13 protein-coding genes are annotated in these 15,653 nt (G+C 75.6%); 5 read left to right on the forward strand and 8 right to left on the reverse strand.

Annotation, left to right across the window (positions count from 1 at the left end; all coding sequences use genetic code 11):
- Positions 1-19 precede the first annotated feature (19 nt).
- Positions 20-1,606 (reverse strand): nitroreductase family protein, encoded by a 1,587-nt coding sequence (locus ABWK59_RS25735; protein WP_354642985.1) that lies wholly within the window; start codon positions 1,604-1,606, stop codon positions 20-22.
- 50 nt (positions 1,607-1,656) lie between these two features.
- Complete coding sequence (locus ABWK59_RS25740; RefSeq protein ID WP_354642986.1) at positions 1,657-1,812, reverse strand: hypothetical protein; 156 nt, start codon at positions 1,810-1,812, stop codon at positions 1,657-1,659.
- A gap of 422 nt (positions 1,813-2,234) precedes the next feature.
- Here ABWK59_RS25740 and ABWK59_RS25745 point away from each other — a divergent pair, with 422 nt between their 5' ends.
- Positions 2,235-3,065 carry a helix-turn-helix transcriptional regulator gene (locus ABWK59_RS25745; RefSeq protein WP_354642987.1) on the forward strand — a complete coding sequence of 277 codons (831 nt, stop codon included), beginning with the start codon at positions 2,235-2,237 and terminating at the stop codon, positions 3,063-3,065.
- 30 nt (positions 3,066-3,095) lie between these two features.
- On the opposite strand, the gene ABWK59_RS25750 is transcribed toward ABWK59_RS25745, so the two are convergent.
- The gene (locus ABWK59_RS25750; RefSeq protein WP_354642988.1) at positions 3,096-3,659 is read right to left on the reverse strand and encodes a YbaK/EbsC family protein; all 564 of its coding nucleotides are present in this window, start codon (positions 3,657-3,659) and stop codon (positions 3,096-3,098) included.
- A 455-nt stretch (positions 3,660-4,114) separates the two neighbouring features.
- Between ABWK59_RS25750 and ABWK59_RS25755 the strand changes: the two genes are divergently transcribed.
- The 3 genes from ABWK59_RS25755 (at position 4,115) to ABWK59_RS25765 (ending at position 7,025) form a co-directional block, all read left to right on the forward strand.
- Positions 4,115-5,560: a glyceraldehyde-3-phosphate dehydrogenase gene (locus ABWK59_RS25755; RefSeq protein ID WP_354642989.1), complete on the forward strand. Its 1,446-nt coding sequence runs from the start codon at positions 4,115-4,117 to the stop codon at positions 5,558-5,560.
- Between the two features lie 185 nt (positions 5,561-5,745).
- The gene (locus ABWK59_RS25760; protein WP_354642990.1) at positions 5,746-6,321 is read left to right on the forward strand and encodes an NUDIX hydrolase; all 576 of its coding nucleotides are present in this window, start codon (positions 5,746-5,748) and stop codon (positions 6,319-6,321) included.
- Positions 6,318-7,025 (forward strand): HAD family hydrolase, encoded by a 708-nt coding sequence (locus ABWK59_RS25765; RefSeq protein WP_354642991.1) that lies wholly within the window; start codon positions 6,318-6,320, stop codon positions 7,023-7,025. Before ABWK59_RS25760 ends, ABWK59_RS25765 begins: the two co-directional genes overlap by 4 nt.
- Here the strand turns inward: ABWK59_RS25765 and ABWK59_RS25770 are convergent.
- Complete coding sequence (locus tag ABWK59_RS25770; RefSeq protein WP_354642992.1) at positions 6,986-8,500, reverse strand: MFS transporter; 1,515 nt, start codon at positions 8,498-8,500, stop codon at positions 6,986-6,988. The genes ABWK59_RS25765 and ABWK59_RS25770 overlap by 40 nt on opposite strands.
- Positions 8,497-10,182: a bifunctional NAD(P)/FAD-dependent oxidoreductase/class I SAM-dependent methyltransferase gene (locus ABWK59_RS25775; protein WP_354642993.1), complete on the reverse strand. Its 1,686-nt coding sequence runs from the start codon at positions 10,180-10,182 to the stop codon at positions 8,497-8,499. Before ABWK59_RS25775 ends, ABWK59_RS25770 begins: the two co-directional genes overlap by 4 nt.
- A 92-nt stretch (positions 10,183-10,274) precedes the next feature.
- Here ABWK59_RS25775 and ABWK59_RS25780 point away from each other — a divergent pair, with 92 nt between their 5' ends.
- Positions 10,275-10,883 carry a helix-turn-helix domain-containing protein gene (locus ABWK59_RS25780; protein ID WP_354642994.1) on the forward strand — a complete coding sequence of 203 codons (609 nt, stop codon included), beginning with the start codon at positions 10,275-10,277 and terminating at the stop codon, positions 10,881-10,883.
- 103 nt (positions 10,884-10,986) lie between these two features.
- Here the strand turns inward: ABWK59_RS25780 and ABWK59_RS25785 are convergent, their stop codons facing one another.
- Genes ABWK59_RS25785 through ABWK59_RS25795 form a run of 3 tightly spaced genes read right to left on the reverse strand, consistent with a single transcriptional unit; the run spans position 10,987 to position 15,604 of the window.
- Complete coding sequence (locus ABWK59_RS25785) at positions 10,987-11,580, reverse strand: GAF domain-containing protein (RefSeq protein WP_354642995.1); 594 nt, start codon at positions 11,578-11,580, stop codon at positions 10,987-10,989.
- Positions 11,580-12,455, reverse strand: a complete 876-nt coding sequence (locus ABWK59_RS25790; RefSeq protein WP_354642996.1) for a S8 family peptidase — start codon at positions 12,453-12,455, stop codon at positions 11,580-11,582. The genes ABWK59_RS25785 and ABWK59_RS25790 overlap by 1 nt, the downstream gene beginning before the upstream one ends.
- Positions 12,452-15,604 (reverse strand): adenylate/guanylate cyclase domain-containing protein, encoded by a 3,153-nt coding sequence (locus ABWK59_RS25795; protein ID WP_354642997.1) that lies wholly within the window; start codon positions 15,602-15,604, stop codon positions 12,452-12,454. The genes ABWK59_RS25790 and ABWK59_RS25795 overlap by 4 nt, the downstream gene beginning before the upstream one ends.
- Positions 15,605-15,653: the final 49 nt, after the last annotated feature.

The following is a 15,653-nucleotide window of genomic DNA, read 5'->3' on the forward strand; positions in this document are numbered from 1 at the left end:
GATCGAGCTCGGTTCGCGGTCAGGTGCCCGGCTGGCCGGGGCCGTATCCGTGGCTGTAGGCGATCGGCGCCCGGTCCCACTTCACGGCGTTCTCGTCGGCGACGCCGGAGGCGAGGACGTAGATGACCTCCTCCTCGGGCTCCAGCAGGGCCAGTTCGGCGATCCGCCCGGCGTCGAAGCCGCCGAGGCAGGTGATGCCGATGTCCTCGGCGGCCGCGCCGAGGCAGAGCCGCTGGGCGGTGCTCGCCGCGTGGAAGTGGAGCTCGGCCAGGCCCTGCTGGCCGCGCTCGCCGAGGAGTTGGCGCACCGGGGCGTGCAGCGCCAGCAGCAGGGCGCAGTCCGCCGCGACGCCCTGGTTCATACAGGCCGCCACCACCGCCTCCTCCGTCCCGCCGTCGCCGCCGACCGGCAGCAGCCGGTGGCCCTCGGGGTCGTACTCGTACGCGCCCGGGGGCACCCCGTCGACGTGGCGGACCAGCAGCCGCAGGCCGGCCGGCGGTCCGTCCGCGCAGTCCACGGCCACCCGGCCGCGGGCGGCCGCCAGGGTCCGGCCGAGTGCCCCGGCGTCCAGCGGCTTGGCGAGGAAGCCCTTGGCGGACTGCCGGCCGAGCACCACCGCGCCGAAGTTCTCGGTGGGGCCGCCCGCGGGGCCCGAGGTCCCGGGGCCCGCGTCGCGGCCGGCCAGGGCGACCGGCGCCCCGCTGCGGCCGGTGCCGCCCGGGCGGACCGAGGCCGTGGTGCCGAACCGCAGCGGCAGCGGCCGGGGCTGGTGGTACGTGCTGACCGGGCTGACCAGGCCCCAGGCCTCCCGCTCCGGGGCGTCCGGCGCTTCCAGACCCGGTCCGTCCTCGTGCCGCCAGATCGGCACCGCGAACGGATTGACCGGCCGCCCGGCGGACCCGGCCGGGGCGCCGCCCGTCGCCGGGGTGCCCGGGGCGGGGGCGGTGAGGGTGACCAGGGCCTGGGGTTCGCGGCAGAGGTCGTCCAGCCCGAACACCCGGGACAGCGCCCGGCGGTCGAAGCGCAGCCGGACGACCGGGGTCAAGCCCGCGTCGGCGCCGGCCAGCGCGATGTTGGTGGCGGCGTGCGCGCCGTCCAGGTGCGTGTAGAGGTAGCCGCGCCGCCCGTACTTGCGCATGGCGAGCCAGGGGCGGGCCACCACGGCCACCAGTGCGTCGGGCAGACCCTCGGCGCCGTCGGTGCCGGGGGACAGCGGGTCGGGGCCGGCGCCCGGGCCGGGGGACAGCAGGCCGGCGACCTCGGCGGGGTCGAGGGCGGCCAGCCGGCGGAGGCTGCAGCCGGCGGCGTCGTAGTGGTAGAGGAGGTAGTCGCCCTGGCCCCGGAAGGCCACCAGCACCTCGAAGGGGTAGAGCGCGCCGGCGGACGGGGTGGTCCGCGCCCGCATCAGGGTCTTGCCCTTGGTGATCACGGAACCGGAGCGCTCGCCGTACCCGAGTCCGAGGACCTCGGCGATCCGCATCCAGATCGGGTTCATGCCCGGGTCCGGCGGCTCGGCCGACCGGGGGACCGGTACCAGGTCCGACCGCAGTCGCGTCTCGTTCCAGAAACCGGCCAGCAGCGGATTGGTCAACTCTTCGACACCCATAGGTCCTCTCGCGTTTCGGAGCGGTGGCGAAGCACCGTGCGCACGGGGGATCAGCCCCAGATCAGATCGCCGGTCTGTGAGGACGCGCCGGCGGACGGCACCGTCGCGGGCGCCGGAGCGGCGGCGCCGACCGCGACGACGACGACCCCGGCCGCGAGCAGGACGGACGCGCCGGATCGCAGCGCGATGCGTCGAAGCACAGCCATGAAGAAACCCCCCAACCCATCGGTGAACACACGCCACCAGCCGTCTCTCATGCCGAGACGGCGTTGATCAATCAGTGGCCCTGTCGCAAAACAATCAGCCCGCCGCGGGGCCTGTCCAGCAATCGCCGATGGCTCAGTCCGGCCATGGCACAGCCCGGCCGGTGGGGCACGAATCACCCACCGCCCCGGACGTGACGCAGGTCATGTCGTGATCACGTCCGATGGCTGAGACCGGACTACCCCGGGAGGCATCCGTGCAGGACGATGGGGGTAGCAGTCCGTGCCCGAGGGGGCGCTGACCGTGTGCGCCGGACCGGCGCACCGTCGGCGCGGGTGGCGGCAAGGGGTGCGGAACGGCTTGGGGGCGGGGTCTCATGGGGGCACGGCGGGAACGGCGCGAGCCTGCGATCCCCGAGGCCAGGATGAGCAGGATCCTCGACTCGGCACGCCGCGCGATCGGCGAGCTCGCCGCCACCGTGGGCGACCTCGACCACGAACTGGCCGCGTTCCACAGCGAGGTGATGCCCGCTCACCTCGACCGGCTGGACGGCCGGGGCGTGGAGGTCTTCCGCGGCGCGGAGGACGTCCGGGTGCTGATGGAGGACGCCGTCGCGATGGTCACCGGCGAGATCCTCAGCATGCACCCCGGCACCCCGCTGGCCGCCCCGCTGCTGGCGGCCGGCCGGCAGCGGGACAAGGAGGTGCTGGGCCGGGGCGTGGCCATGCGGACCATCCACAGCGAGTCCATGCTCCGGGTGCCGCGCGGCCGGGCCCACCTCAAGGCGCTGCGCGAGGCCGGCGCCGAGATCCGGACCGCGCCCACCCTGCCCTACCGGCTGATCGTGCTCGACTCCCGGCTGGCCTTCGTCCCCGCGCTCGGCGGGGGGGAGGGCGAGGGGAGCCCGGAGGGCGGCAGCGAGCCGGCCGTGGTGGTGGTGCGCAACCCCGACCTGGTCGGCCTCTTCGAGCAGACCTTCGAGTTCTGCTGGCAGGGCGCCCGGCCCGGCGAGACCGCCCAGCCCACTCTCCCCGGCCGGCCGACCACCCGCCAGTACGAGGTGCTGCGGCTGATGCGGCTCGGATACAAGGACGAGGCCATCGCCCGGGAGATCGGGGTCTCCTCGCGCACCATGCGGCGGATCGTCGCGGAGCTCTTCGAACAGCTCGACGCGACCAGCCGGTTCAGCGCCGGCATGGCCGCCCAGGCCCGCGGGTGGCTCTCCGCACCGCCCGCGGGCGACGACCGCCCCTGACCGTGTCGGTCACGGAGGGGCGGGCGTCGGTCAGCCCGCCAGACCCGGGAGCACCTCGGCGCCGGGGAGCTGCGCCAGCGCCCACCCCGGGAGGATCAGCTTGCCGCGGCGCCGCCCGCTGCCGATCAGCACGTGCGGGGCGGCGGCCACCGCTTCGTCGATCAGCAGCGGCCAGCCCGCCGGGAGGCCGATCGCCGTGATGCCGCCGTACTCCATGCCGGTCTCCTCGACGGCGGTGTCCATCGGGGCGAAGGAGGCCTTGCGGGCGCCCAGGTGCTTGCGGACGGCGTTGTTCACGTCCAGGCGGGTGGTGGCCAGTACCAGGCAGGCCGCCAGGGTGACCTCGCCGCCGCGCTTGGCGGCGACCACCACGCAGTTCGCCGAGAGCTCCAGCGGCGCCTCGTACGCCTCGCAGAACACCGCGGTGTCCGCCTTCTCGGGGTCGGTGTCCACGTACAGCACCGACCGGGCCGCCTCGGTGGCGTCCCAGTTCTTGAGGGCGTCCGCCACGGGCGCGGCGAGGTCGTCGCAGGCGTCCAGCGCCACGCGGACGGCGGGGAAGTTCCCGAAGGGAGGGTGCACCTGGTCGCTCATGCCTCGACTGTAGCGAACTGCCGCTGCTGCCACGGGGATCCGTCGCAACGCCCGCTCCGGCGGCGCGGCCGGGCCGTCCCGGTGCGGCGGTGGCACGGGGAAGGGTCCCGGGTGCCGGTGGGCGGGCGGGGTGGATGAGCTTGGTCACTCGGCCCCGGCCGGCGGGCGGCTCGGCGGCGGGACGGGCGGCCGGTCGGGCGGGGGTCGATGGAGCGGGGAGGCCGGTGGGTGGGCGGTGCCGTCCGATCGCCGCGGCAGGGCCGTTGACCTGGGCGGATGGGGAGGCGGGGGAACCGGTGCGCCAGGCGGGTGTGGCGCGCTGCCGGTACCGGGCCGGGGCCGCCGGTGGGAGCGGCGGGGCGGTGGGCCCGGAGGCGTCCACCGGGGACCGCCGGATTCGCCGGAACGGGCGACGGCTAGCATGGGCAATACCCTCTAGCTCGAAAGATGGACTAGTGACTGTCAACGACGACGTGTTCACGGACTGGATGAACCGCGAGGAAATCGCGGAGTCGATGATCCCGATCATCGGGAGGCTGCACCGGGAGCGGGACGTCACCGTCCTGCTGCACAGCCGTTCCCTGGTGAACAAGTCGGTGGTCAGCATCCTCAAGACCCACCGGTTCGCCCGCCAGATCGCCGGCGAGGAGCTCTCGGTCACCGAGACGATGCCCTTCCTGCAGGCCCTCACCACCCTCGACCTCGGTCCCTCGCAGATCGACATCGGCATGCTCGCGGCCACCTACCAGGCCGACGACCGCGGCCTGTCGGTCGAGGAGTTCACCGCCGAGGCGGTCGCCGGTGCCATCGGCGCGAACAAGATCGAGCGCAGCGGCCCGCGCGACGTGGTCCTCTACGGCTTCGGCCGGATCGGCCGCCTCGTCGCCCGCCTGCTCATCGAGAAGGCCGGCAACGGCAACGGCTTGCGCCTGCGGGCCATCGTGGTCCGCCAGGGCGGCGACCAGGACCTCGTCAAGCGCGCCTCGCTGCTGCGCCGCGACTCCATCCACGGTCAGTTCCAGGGCACCATCACCGTTGACGAGGCGAACAGCACCATCGTCGCCAACGGCAACGAGATCAAGGTGATCTACGCGAACAGCCCGGCCGAGGTGGACTACACCGAGTACGGGATCAAGGACGCGATCCTGATCGACAACACCGGCAAGTGGCGCGACCGCGAGGGCCTCTCCAACCACCTGCGCCCCGGTATCGACAAGGTCGTCCTGACCGCCCCGGGCAAGGGCGACGTCCCGAACATCGTCCACGGTGTCAACCAGGACATGATCAAGCCGGACGAGCGCATCCTGTCCTGCGCCTCCTGCACCACCAACGCGATCGTCCCGCCGCTGAAGGCCATGGACGACGAGTACGGCGTGCTGCGCGGCCACGTGGAGACCGTCCACTCGTTCACCAACGACCAGAACCTGCTGGACAACTACCACAAGGCCGACCGTCGCGGCCGGTCCGCGCCGCTCAACATGGTCATCACCGAGACCGGTGCCGCCTCGGCCGTCGCCAAGGCGCTGCCCGAGCTGAAGGCGCCGATCACCGGCAGCTCGATCCGCGTTCCGGTGCCGGACGTCTCGATCGCGATCCTCAGCCTCCGCCTGGGCCGCGAGACCACCCGCGAGGAGGTCCTCGAGTACCTCCGCGACGTCTCGCTGCACTCGCCGCTGAAGCGCCAGATCGACTTCACCACCGCCCCCGACGCCGTGTCGATGGACTTCGTGGGCTCGCGCCACGCGTCGATCGTCGACGCCGGCGCCACCAAGGTCGACGGCGACAACGCGATCCTCTACCTGTGGTACGACAACGAGTTCGGCTACTCGTGCCAGGTGATCCGGGTCGTCCAGCACGTCTCCGGCGTGGAGTACCCGACCTACCCGATCCCGATGGCCTGACCACGGCGGACGGTCCCGCGGATGCGCGGGTGAGGTACGGCGGTGGGGCGGCAGCCGATCCCGAGAGGGGTCCGGCGGCCGCCCCACCGCCGTCTTCTGTTCCGGGCTTTTATTCCGGGGCGGGTCCGTCGGGCGCTGGCTAGGGTGATCGGGTTCGAGGACCCGAGCGACGAGGAGTGGTGACCATGGCGAGCGCTGGCCTGTCGGGGGCAGGCGGCCTGACCGAGCTGCTGACCGGGTACGAGCCGCGGGGCGCGGTGGAGACCGCGGACCTGGAGCGGGTCCGCCGGGTGGTCGGCACACCGGACCCGTGGGACCGGGGGACACCCCTGCACTTCACCGCCTCCGCCCTGATCGTGCACCCCGCGTCGCGGCGGGTGCTGCTCCGCTGGCACGTCCGCCTGCAGGCCTGGCTCCAGGTCGGCGGGCACGGCGACCCCGGCGAGACGCTGCCCCTGGAGATCGCGCTGCGCGAGGGCCGGGAGGAGTCCGGGCTGACCGACCTCGCCCCCTGGCCGGACGCCGCCCTCGTCCACCTCACCGTCGTGTCCGTCCCGGCGTCCCCGGTCGAGCCCGCCCACGAGCACGCGGACCTGCGCTTCCTGCTCGCCACCGACAGCCCCGAGCTGGCCCGGCCGGAGAACCCGGCCTCGCCGCTGGAGTGGCTCACGGTGGCCGAGGCCCGGGAGCGCACCACCGAGGAGAACCTCCGCGAGACCCTCGACCGCGCGGGCCGGCTGCTGGAAGGGACCGGGCGATGAGCGGGTACCGGGACCAGGTGCTGGTCTTCGACGCGGACGACACCCTCTGGGAGAACAACGTCCTCTTCGAACGCGTCATCGACGGCTTCCTCGACTGGGTCTCCACCCCCGAGGACCGGATCCGGGTCCGGGCCCTGCTGGACGGCATCGAGGCCGAGAACGCGGCCCTCCTCGGGTACGGCGCCGAGGTGTTCCGGCGCAGCCTCGGCGACTGCCTCGGGCGGCTGCACGGCCGCACCCCGGCGGCGGCCGAGCTGGAGCGGATCGAGGACCTGCTGCTCCCGCTCACCGACCGCGGCGTCGAGCTGATCGAGGGCGTGGCCGAGACCCTCGCGGTGCTCGCCGGACGGCACCGGCTGCTGATGCTCACCAAGGGGGACCCGGTCGAGCAGCAGCGGAAGGTGGACGCCTCGCGGATCGCCCACCACTTCGGGAGCGTCCACATCGTGCCGGAGAAGGACGTGGACACCTACCGGCGGCTGACGGCCGACCTGGGCCTGGCGGTGGACCGGACCTGGATGATCGGGAACTCGCCGAAGTCCGACATCCTGCCCGCGGGCCGGGCCGGGCTGCGGACGGTGTTCATCCCGCACGAGCACACCTGGGTGCTGGAGCACGAGGAGTTCGGGGCGGACGGGGCGGACGGGGCGGACGGGGCGACGCTTCAACTGCGGGGGTTCGGGGAGCTGTTGGAGCACTTCTGAGCAGGTGTGGAGTCCAGGGGCGGTGCGGCCGGCCGCGCCGCCCCGGCTGCACCTCCGAGCCTTCCGGCCCGTGCCCCCAGCTGCACCAGTCCCGCCGCGACGACCAGCGCGGCGGCGACCGCGAAGGTGGTGCGGGTGCCGTGGGCGAGCGCCGCCGGGGTGGCGGTGGTGAGGTCGGCGGTGCGGGTGCCCAGGGCGAAGACGGTGCCCATGAGGGAGGCGCCGGTGACCAGGCCGAGGTTGCGGGAGAGGTTGAGCAGGCCGGAGACCACGCCGCGGCGGTCCGCGGGGAGGTCCGCCATGACGGCGGTGTTGTTGGCCGTCTGGAACAGGGCGTAGCCGCAGGTGGTGAGGAGCAGCGGGGCGAGGTAGCCGGGGACGCCGTACCGGGCGGGGAGGACGGCCAGCAGCAGGCAACCGGTGGTGACGGCGGCGAGTCCGGCCAGGGTGGTGCGGCGCGGGCCGAGCCGGTCCACGGCCCGTCCGGCCGGTACCCCGGTGAGGGCGGCGACCAGCGGGCCGGCGGACATCACCAGGCCGGTGGCGGCCGCGGACAGCCCCAGCGCCCGGGAGAGGTGGAACGGCCCGACCACCAGGGTGGACATCATCACCGTGGACACCAGGGCGCCCGCCACCAGGCTCGCGCTCAGCGCCCGGTCCCGGAACATCGCCGGGCGGACCAGCGGTGCGGGCGTCCGGTTCTCGGTCCGCAGGAACAGCCCGGCCCCGAGGGCGGCGGCCAGCAGCAGCGCCAGGTTGAGCACGCCCGGTCGGCCGTGGCCGAGGGTCATCGCCAGGGCGTACGCCCCCAGGGTCAGCGCCAGGAGCACCGTGCCGGGGTGATCGAAGCGGACCTCCGTCCGGGCCCGGGGGCGGTCGGGCGGCAGGTGGCGGCGGGCGAGCAGCAGGGTCAGCACGCCGAGAGGGACGGTGACCAGGAACACCGCCCGCCAGCCGGGACCGGAGACCAGCAGGCCGCCGAGCGAGGGGCCTAGCGCGGTGCCGACGGCGGACATGGTGCCGAGCAGCCCCATGGCGCGGCCGGTCCGCTCCTTGGGGACGGTGTCCCCGACGAAGGCCATGGTGAGGGCCATCATGGCGGCGGCGCCGAGGCCCTGGGCGGCCCGCGCGGCGATCAGCATCCACAGCTGGGAGGCCAGCCCGCAGAGCAGGGAGGCGGCGGTGAACAGGGCGATCCCGCCGAGCAGCAGCCGTCGCCGGCCGACCAGGTCACCCAGCCGGCCCGCCGTGACGATCAGCGCGGTGACGGCCAGCAGATAGGCGATCACCACCCACTGGACGGCCTGGAAGGAGGCGCCGAAGGAGTGCGCCAGGGCGGGCAGGGCGACGTTGGCGATGCCGGTCCCCAGCGAGGGCAGCAGGACGGCCAGCGCCAGGGTGGCGAGGGCCCGCCGGACGGCTCCCGGCGTGGGCGCGGTCGGGTCGGTCGGTGCCGTGGCGGCGGTCGGGCTCATCGGGCACCGGCCGGGGCGGGGAGGTCCAGCGGGCGGCGGGCGACCAGGACGGCGTCGTGGACGGTGACGGCGCGGCCCTCCGGGTCCACCGCGTCGCGCGGCCGGGTCTCGGCGGCCAGCACCCGCCAGGCCGGGTCGAGCGCGGTGGCGAGCTCCTCGGCGGTGAACATCGCCTCCGCCAGGAACCGCGGCCGGCCGACGGTGGTCGTCAGGTCCAGCGGGTGGTGGCCGACGATCAGCAGCGTCCCCCCGGGCGCCACCGCGGCGGCCAGCCGTGCGTACAGCTCGCGGCGCGCCTCGGCGGGCAGGTGCATGTACTGCGCCGTCACCAGGTCGTAGCCGCCCTCGGCGGGGGGTTCCTCGCGCAGGTCGGCGCGGGTCCAGGTGATCCGGTCGGCGAGGTCGGGGCCGGCGGCCGCGGCGTGGGCGGCGGCCCGCTCCAGCGCGGTGTCGGCGATGTCGACGGCGGTGACCCGCCAGCCGCGGCCGGCCAGCCACAGGGCGTCGGCGCCTTCGCCGCTGCCCACGTCCAGGGCCCGGCCGGGGGTGAGCGCGGCGGCCTCGGCGACCAGCTGCGGGTTGGGGTTGCCGCTCCACAGCGCCGGACGGGACCGGTACCGCTCCTCCCACGCCGGGCGCTCGAACACGGTGGCCAGCAGCTTGCGGTGGGCGGCGACGGCGCGGCGGGTGTCCTCGGCCAGCAGGTCGGCGTTGATCGCGGCGGCCGCCCGCAGCCCCGCCGCGGCGGCCGTCACCACCTGGGCCTGGACGTCGGCCGCGTTGCCCGCGACCCAGACGCCGGGGACGGCGGTGGCGCCGTTCTCGTCGGCCGGGATCCGGCTGCCGACCACCTGGCCGGCGAACTCCACGTCCACCGGCACCAGGCCCAGCGCCTCGGCCACCTCGCCGCGGGCGGACAGCCGGGTGGCGACCGCCAGGGCGTCCAGTCCGACCGCCCGGCCGGAGGCCAGCCGGACGCCGGTGAGCGCGTCGTCCGGATCCCCGGAGGTGGTGAGGCCGGCGACCGGGCCGTCCAGCACCGGGATGCCGAGGGCGGCCAGCCGCTCGGCCTGCTCCGGGTCCGGGGCGTCGGCGCCGTGCCGCAGGACCACCACGTCCGCGCTCCACTGCCGCCACAGCTCCGCCTGGTGCCACGCCAGCGGCCCGGTGGCCAGCACGCCGATCCTCCGGTCGCGGACCTCCCAGCCGTGGCAGTACGGGCAGTGCAGCACGTCCCGGCCGAAGCGCTCGGCCACGCCCGGGAGTTCGGGCAGCCCGTCGACCAGGCCGGTGGCCAGCAGCAGCCGGCGGGCCCGGACCGTCCGCCCGCCGTCCAGGTCGACCAGGAAGCCCCCGTCGTCCGCGGCGGCCCCGTCCACGACGGCCCCGGTCACCCGGCCGGTGACGGTCCGGCCGCCGTACCGGGCCACCTCCGCGCGGCCCTCGGCCACCAGACCGGCGGGAGAGACGCCGTCCCGGCCGAGGTAATTGTGCACGTGGCCGGCGGGCGCGTTGCGCGGCTGCCCGGCGTCGACCACCAGCACCGACCGGCGGGCCCTGGCCAGCGCCAGCGCGCCGCTCAGCCCGGCGGCGCCGCCGCCGACCACGACCACGTCGTACATGGTCCGGCCGGGGGTCTCGTCGGGGCTGTCCTGGGGGATCTCACGGGGGGTGCGGTCCATCGCGGGTCTCCGTTCGCCGGTCGGCGGTGCTGCCCGCCGATGGCGACCACGGTGCGCCCGGCATGCCGGGTCGGCAAAGTAATGTTGCCGATATGGCAAAAGAAGACGCAGGGGGAGACGGCGCGGCGGAGGACGACGCCTCGGTGCTGGCCTCGGTCGGCCCGCGGCTGCGGGCGCTGCGGACCCGGCGGGGCACCACGCTGGCCCGGCTCGCCGAGATCACCGGGATCTCGGTCAGCACCCTCTCCCGGCTCGAATCCGGCGAGCGCAGGCCGACGTTGGAACTGCTGCTGCCGCTCGCCCGGGCCCACCAGGTACCGCTGGACGAGCTGGTCGGGGCACCGCCGGTGGGGGATCCGCGGGTGCGGTTGAAGCCGATCCGGAGGCACGGGGCGGTGATCCTTCCGCTGAGTCAGAACCCGGGCGGGCTGCAGGCGTTCAAGATGCTGATCCCGCCCTCGCGCAGCGAGCCCGACCTGCGGACGCACGAGGGGTACGAGTGGCTGTACGTGCTCGTCGGGCGGCTGCGGCTGGTGCTGGCCGAGCACGACGTGGTGCTCAAGGCGGGCGAGGCGGCGGAGTTCGACACCCGGGTGCCGCACTGGTTCGGGAGCACGGGGGAGGCGGCGGTGGAGGTGCTGAGCCTGTTCGGGGCGCAGGGGGAGCGGATGCATGTGCGGGCGCGGCCGAACGGTGGGTGACGCGGGCGTTTCGTCTTTGGTTTTCAGGGGCGCTGTTACGTGAACCGGTCCCCGTCCGGGTGTGCGGGAGTCGTCGGACGGGGACCGGGGTCTGGGGGGCGGGTCAGTCCGGGGCGCCGGTGAGGAGCTGCTCGAGTTCGGCGACCAGGCGGACGGCGGTGGCGCGGCGGTCCGGGCCGAGGCCCGTACGGTCGCCGGGGCCGCCCATCCGGTCGGCGACGATCCGCAGGGCGGCGGCGGCCTGCCGCGCGAACAGGAAGAGCAGGTCCAGTTCGGGCAGGCTGGCGCGGGCCTGCGGCGCCGGGTCGAGGACCTGGAGCACCCCGATCACCCGGTCGCCGTGGATCAGCGGCGCCGCCATCATGGCGTCCGGCACGTACTCGGTGGACCGGGCGAGCGAGCGGTCGAAGGCGGCGCTGTCGGAGAGGTTGTCGACCACCATGGGCTCGCCGGAGCTGGCCACCCAGCCGGCGATGCCCCGGTCGGCCGGGAACCGGCGGCCGACCAGGAACTCCTCGCCCCGGCCGGAGACGGCCTGGAAGACCAGTTCGTGGGCGGACTCGTCGAGCAGGAACACCGAGCTGGCCTGGGCGCCGAAGATCGCGCGGGCCACGTCGACCACCGACTGGAGCAGTTCGCGCGCCGCCGGGTCCGCGTCCGGGACGGGCGTGGCGGGGGATTCGGTTCGCTGGGTCATCAGGCACCTCTGCTGGCGGTCGGACCGACCTGGACGTTGGCCGCGGAAAGGTAGAGCGCGTTCTTCAGCTGGAAGGTGGTCATCCGGGGGTGCGCCGAGAGGATCCGGGCGCACAGGCCGGCGACGTACGGGGTGGCGAAGCTGTTGCCGGTGGTGCGGATGGTGCCGCCGCCCAGCCAGGGCACCTCGACGTTCTGGCCCGCGGCGAAGAACTCCACCGGCGGGTCGGGGTTGTAGAGGTACAGCTCCGGGTCGTCCTCCTGGTGGCTGCCCACCGAGATGACCGAGGCGAACCGCCAGGGGAAGCTCTCCACCGGGGTGTTGTGCGCCGAGGCGACGATCACCGCCCGGTTGAAGTACGCCTCGTCGGCGAGGGCGTGCAGCTCCTCGGCGAACCGGACCCGGGTGGTGGACAGGCTGAGGTTGATCACGTCGAAGCCCTGGCGGACGGCCCAGCGCAGGCCGGCGAGCAGGATGTCCCCGGTGCCGGAGAAGCGTTCGCCGAGCACCCGGACGCTGTGCAGCTCGCAGTCGGGCGCGGTGCGGCGGATGATCCCTGCGCAGGCGGTGCCGTGGCCGCAGGTGTCGCCGGTGTCGGTCTCCCGGACCTCGATGGCGCCGTCCGCGTCCTTGACCACCACCCAGGAGCCGTCCAGCGGGCCGATCATCGGGTGGTCCCGCTCCACCCCGGAGTCCACCACGCAGACCCGGATCCCGCGTCCGGTGCCCGGTGCGGCGGCCCCGGCCGGCGGCGCCCAGCCGGTGTCGGCGGGCACCGGAATGTCCTCGGGGCGTCTGCCCCGCAGGCTCCAGGTGAGACCGCCCGGTGCGGCGCTCGGGGCGGTCCCGGGGGCCGGGGTTGCCGCGGTCGTCATGACGGCTGTTCCTCTCTGTGCGGGTACGGGGCCCGGTCCTGTCCCGCGGCCGGCAGGAACCGGTCGGTCCAGCCAACGCCCGGCAGGTGGCCCTTGGCCGTGAACCGGGCCCGCGCGACGGCGGCCGCGGTGGCCGCCTCCGCGGGCCGGCCCAGCAGCCGCAGGACGTGGGCCCGGTCGAGGGCGGCGTTCCCCTGGAGCACCGGGGAGTCGGTCCGTTCGGCGGCGGCGACGGCCTGGTCGGCCAGCCGCAGGGCGCGTCCGGCGTCCCCGTCGGCGGCGGCCAGCCGGGCCCGCAGGCCGTCCAGGTCCACCGTCTCGGCGTGCGGCCGGGCGCCGCCCGCCTCGGCCGGCGCCAGGGCGTGCCGGGCGGCGGACCACTCCTCGGCGTCCAGCAGCAGCCGGGCGGACTCCAGCGCCACGGTGCCCAGCAGCGCGCCGGCGCCGAGCTCCCGGGCGGCGGCGGCCGCCGCGTCCAACTCCTCGATGGCGCGCGGCCGGTGGCCCGCCAGGGTCTCCACGGTCGCGGCGAACACCGGCAGGAACACCCGCGCCTCGGCGTACCCGAGCTCCCGGGCGAGGCGGCCGGCCTCCGCCAGGCGGTCGCGGGCGGCGTCCGGCTGCCCGTGCAGGGCGAGCAGGATGGCCAGCGGGCAGTTCAGGGTGACCCGGACGGTCCGCCGGCGGCGGCCGTGCTCGGCGAGCAGCGTCCGGCAGCGGGCCACCGCCTGCGGGACGGGCTCCGGGCCGCGCCAGAGCGAGACGCCCATCGCGCCGAGGGCGGCGGCGCGTTCCGCCTCGCCGTCGGCGCGGACCGCGTGGGAGAGCGCCCGGACCAGGAACCGGTCGGCCTCGCCGTGCCGGCCCTGCACCTGGTGGTCCTGGGCCAGCCGCAGGCAGGCCCGGGCCTGGCCGAGGTCGTCGGCGGCGGCCTCGAAGACCGGGAGCAGCGCGCGGGCCGCGGCCGCCGGGGGCTCGGCCTCGCCCGCCCGGCCCGGGCCGGCCAGGGCGAGCCGGGCGTGGGCGGCCTCGACCGGGTCGGCGGCGCCGGCCGCCACCTCGGCCAGCAGGGCCCTGCCCTCGGCGGTCCGGCCCAGGGCGAGCTTCACCTCGCCGAGCCGGCGGGCGGCGCCGAGGCCGGTGGGGGTGTGCGCGGCCGGCGGGTGCAGGGCGAGGGCGCGGGTGAGCAGGTCCTCGGCCCAGGAGAGGTCGGCGCGGGCGAGGGCCTGGCCGCCGGCCCGGGTCAGCGCTTCGGCGGCGGCGGTGCGCAGGCGTTCGGTGCCCTCGTCCAGCAGGCCCAGTTCGCTGCGCAGCCGGTGGGCCCGCTCCAGGTGCCCGCCGACCGCGCCCGCGCCGGCGGCCCGGACCGAGGGCAGCTGGGCGGCCCGCTCGTGCCGCTCGGCCCGCGACCGCTTGGACATGCTCTGGTAGGTGATCTCCTGGACCAGGCCGCTGGTGAACCGGAACGGCAGGCCGCCGCCACCAGGCCCGGGCTCCACCAGCCGGCGGCGGCTCAGCCCGAGCAGCGCCGCCGGGACGGATCCGCCGCGGTCGGCGGCGAGTACGGCCAGCTCGTCGGCGTCGAACTCGCGGCCGACCACCGCGCCCAGGTCCAGGGCCAGCCGCTCGGCCGCCCCCAGGGCGTCGATCCGGGCGCCGAGCAGGGCCTGGACGGTGGGCGGCAGCTCGTCCCGGGACCCGGTCTCGGAGACCGTGGCCAGCAGCTGCTCCAGGTGCAGCGGGTTGCCGCCGGACCGCTCCAGCAGGCTCTCGGGAAGCTCGCCGTGCGTGCCCACCTCGACCAACTCGGCGGCCAGCACCGCGGATTCACGGTCGGACAGGCCGGAGAGCAGCAGCTGCCGCCCGCCCGGCGGGGTGCCGTCCAGGATCTCGGGGCGGGCCAGGCCGAGCATCAGCACGGGGGCCGGGCCCAGGTCGCGGGCCAGCCGGTCGAGCACCTCCAGCAGCACCGGTCCGGCCCAGTGGCAGTCGTCCACCACCAGGACCACCGGCCGCCGCCGGGCCACCGCGGTGAGCACCCGGACCAGGGCCGCGCAGGTGTCCTCCAGCGAGGGGTCGGGGGTGCCGTCGAGCAGCAGGCCGGCGGCGAGCACGGCCAGCGCCTCCGCCAGCGCGGCCCGCTCGTCCGGGTCGATCACCCCGAGCAGGTCGCAGAGCACCTCCGGGTCGGCGGGGCCGCCCCCGGCCTGCCGGTGCCCGAGCAGCGGGGCGACGGCGTCGGCCAGCGGCCGCAGGCTGCCCTGGTCGCCGTACGGGCGGCAGCGGCCGGCGCCGTGCACGGCGGTCCGGGCGGCGGCTCGGTCAAGCCACTCCCTGACCAGCCGGGTCTTGCCCTGCCCGGCCTCGCCGTGGACCAGCAGCCGCTGCGTCCCGCCGGTCACGGCCCGCTCCAACGCGGCGTCCAGCTCGGCGAGTTCGGCGTCCCGGCCGACGAACCGGACGTCGAACCGGCGCAGCAGCTCCGGGGCGTCGTCGCCGAGCCCCAGCAGCCGGTACGCGGTGACCGGCTCGGCCTTGCCCTTGAGGTGGAGCGGCCCGACCTCCTCGACCCGGACGGCGGGTCCGCCGGCCAGCCGGGTGTCCGGGCCGATCAGGATCTCGCCCGGGCCGGCGTTCTGCTCCAGCCGGGCGGCGACGTTGACCACCTCGCCGGAGACCAGCGCCTGCCGCGCGGAGGAGTCCGAACCGGTCACCACCCGGCCGGTGTTGACCCCGATCCGGACGGTGAGCCGGACCCCGAGCGCGGCGTCCAGCTCGGTGTTGAGCCGCTCCAGCGCCCCGACCATGCCCAGGGCCGCGGCCACCGCCCGCCGGGCGTCGTCCTCCCGGACGGCCGGCACGCCGAACACCGCCATCACCGCGTCCCCGATGAACTTCTCCAGCGTGCCGCCGTGCGCCTCGATCTGCTGCCGCATCAGCTCGAAGTAGCGCAGGGTCACCGACCGGAGGGTCTCCGGGTCCAGGCGGCCGGACAGGGCGGTGGAGCCCACCAGGTCGCAGAAGAGCACGGTGACGACCTTGCGCCCCTCCACCGCGGCGGCCGGCCCGGCCGGGGCGCAGGGCGCGCCGCAGGACGGGCAGAACCGGGCGTCGGGGGGCAGCGCGCTCCGGCAGCTGGAGCAGTTCATGGGAACGGGTCCTCGGGGTCGGCGACGACGGCGGGCGGGATCCGGTACG

This window comes from Kitasatospora sp. HUAS MG31 (genome assembly GCF_040571325.1).
Taxonomy (GTDB): Bacteria; Actinomycetota; Actinomycetes; order Streptomycetales; family Streptomycetaceae; genus Kitasatospora; species Kitasatospora camelliae.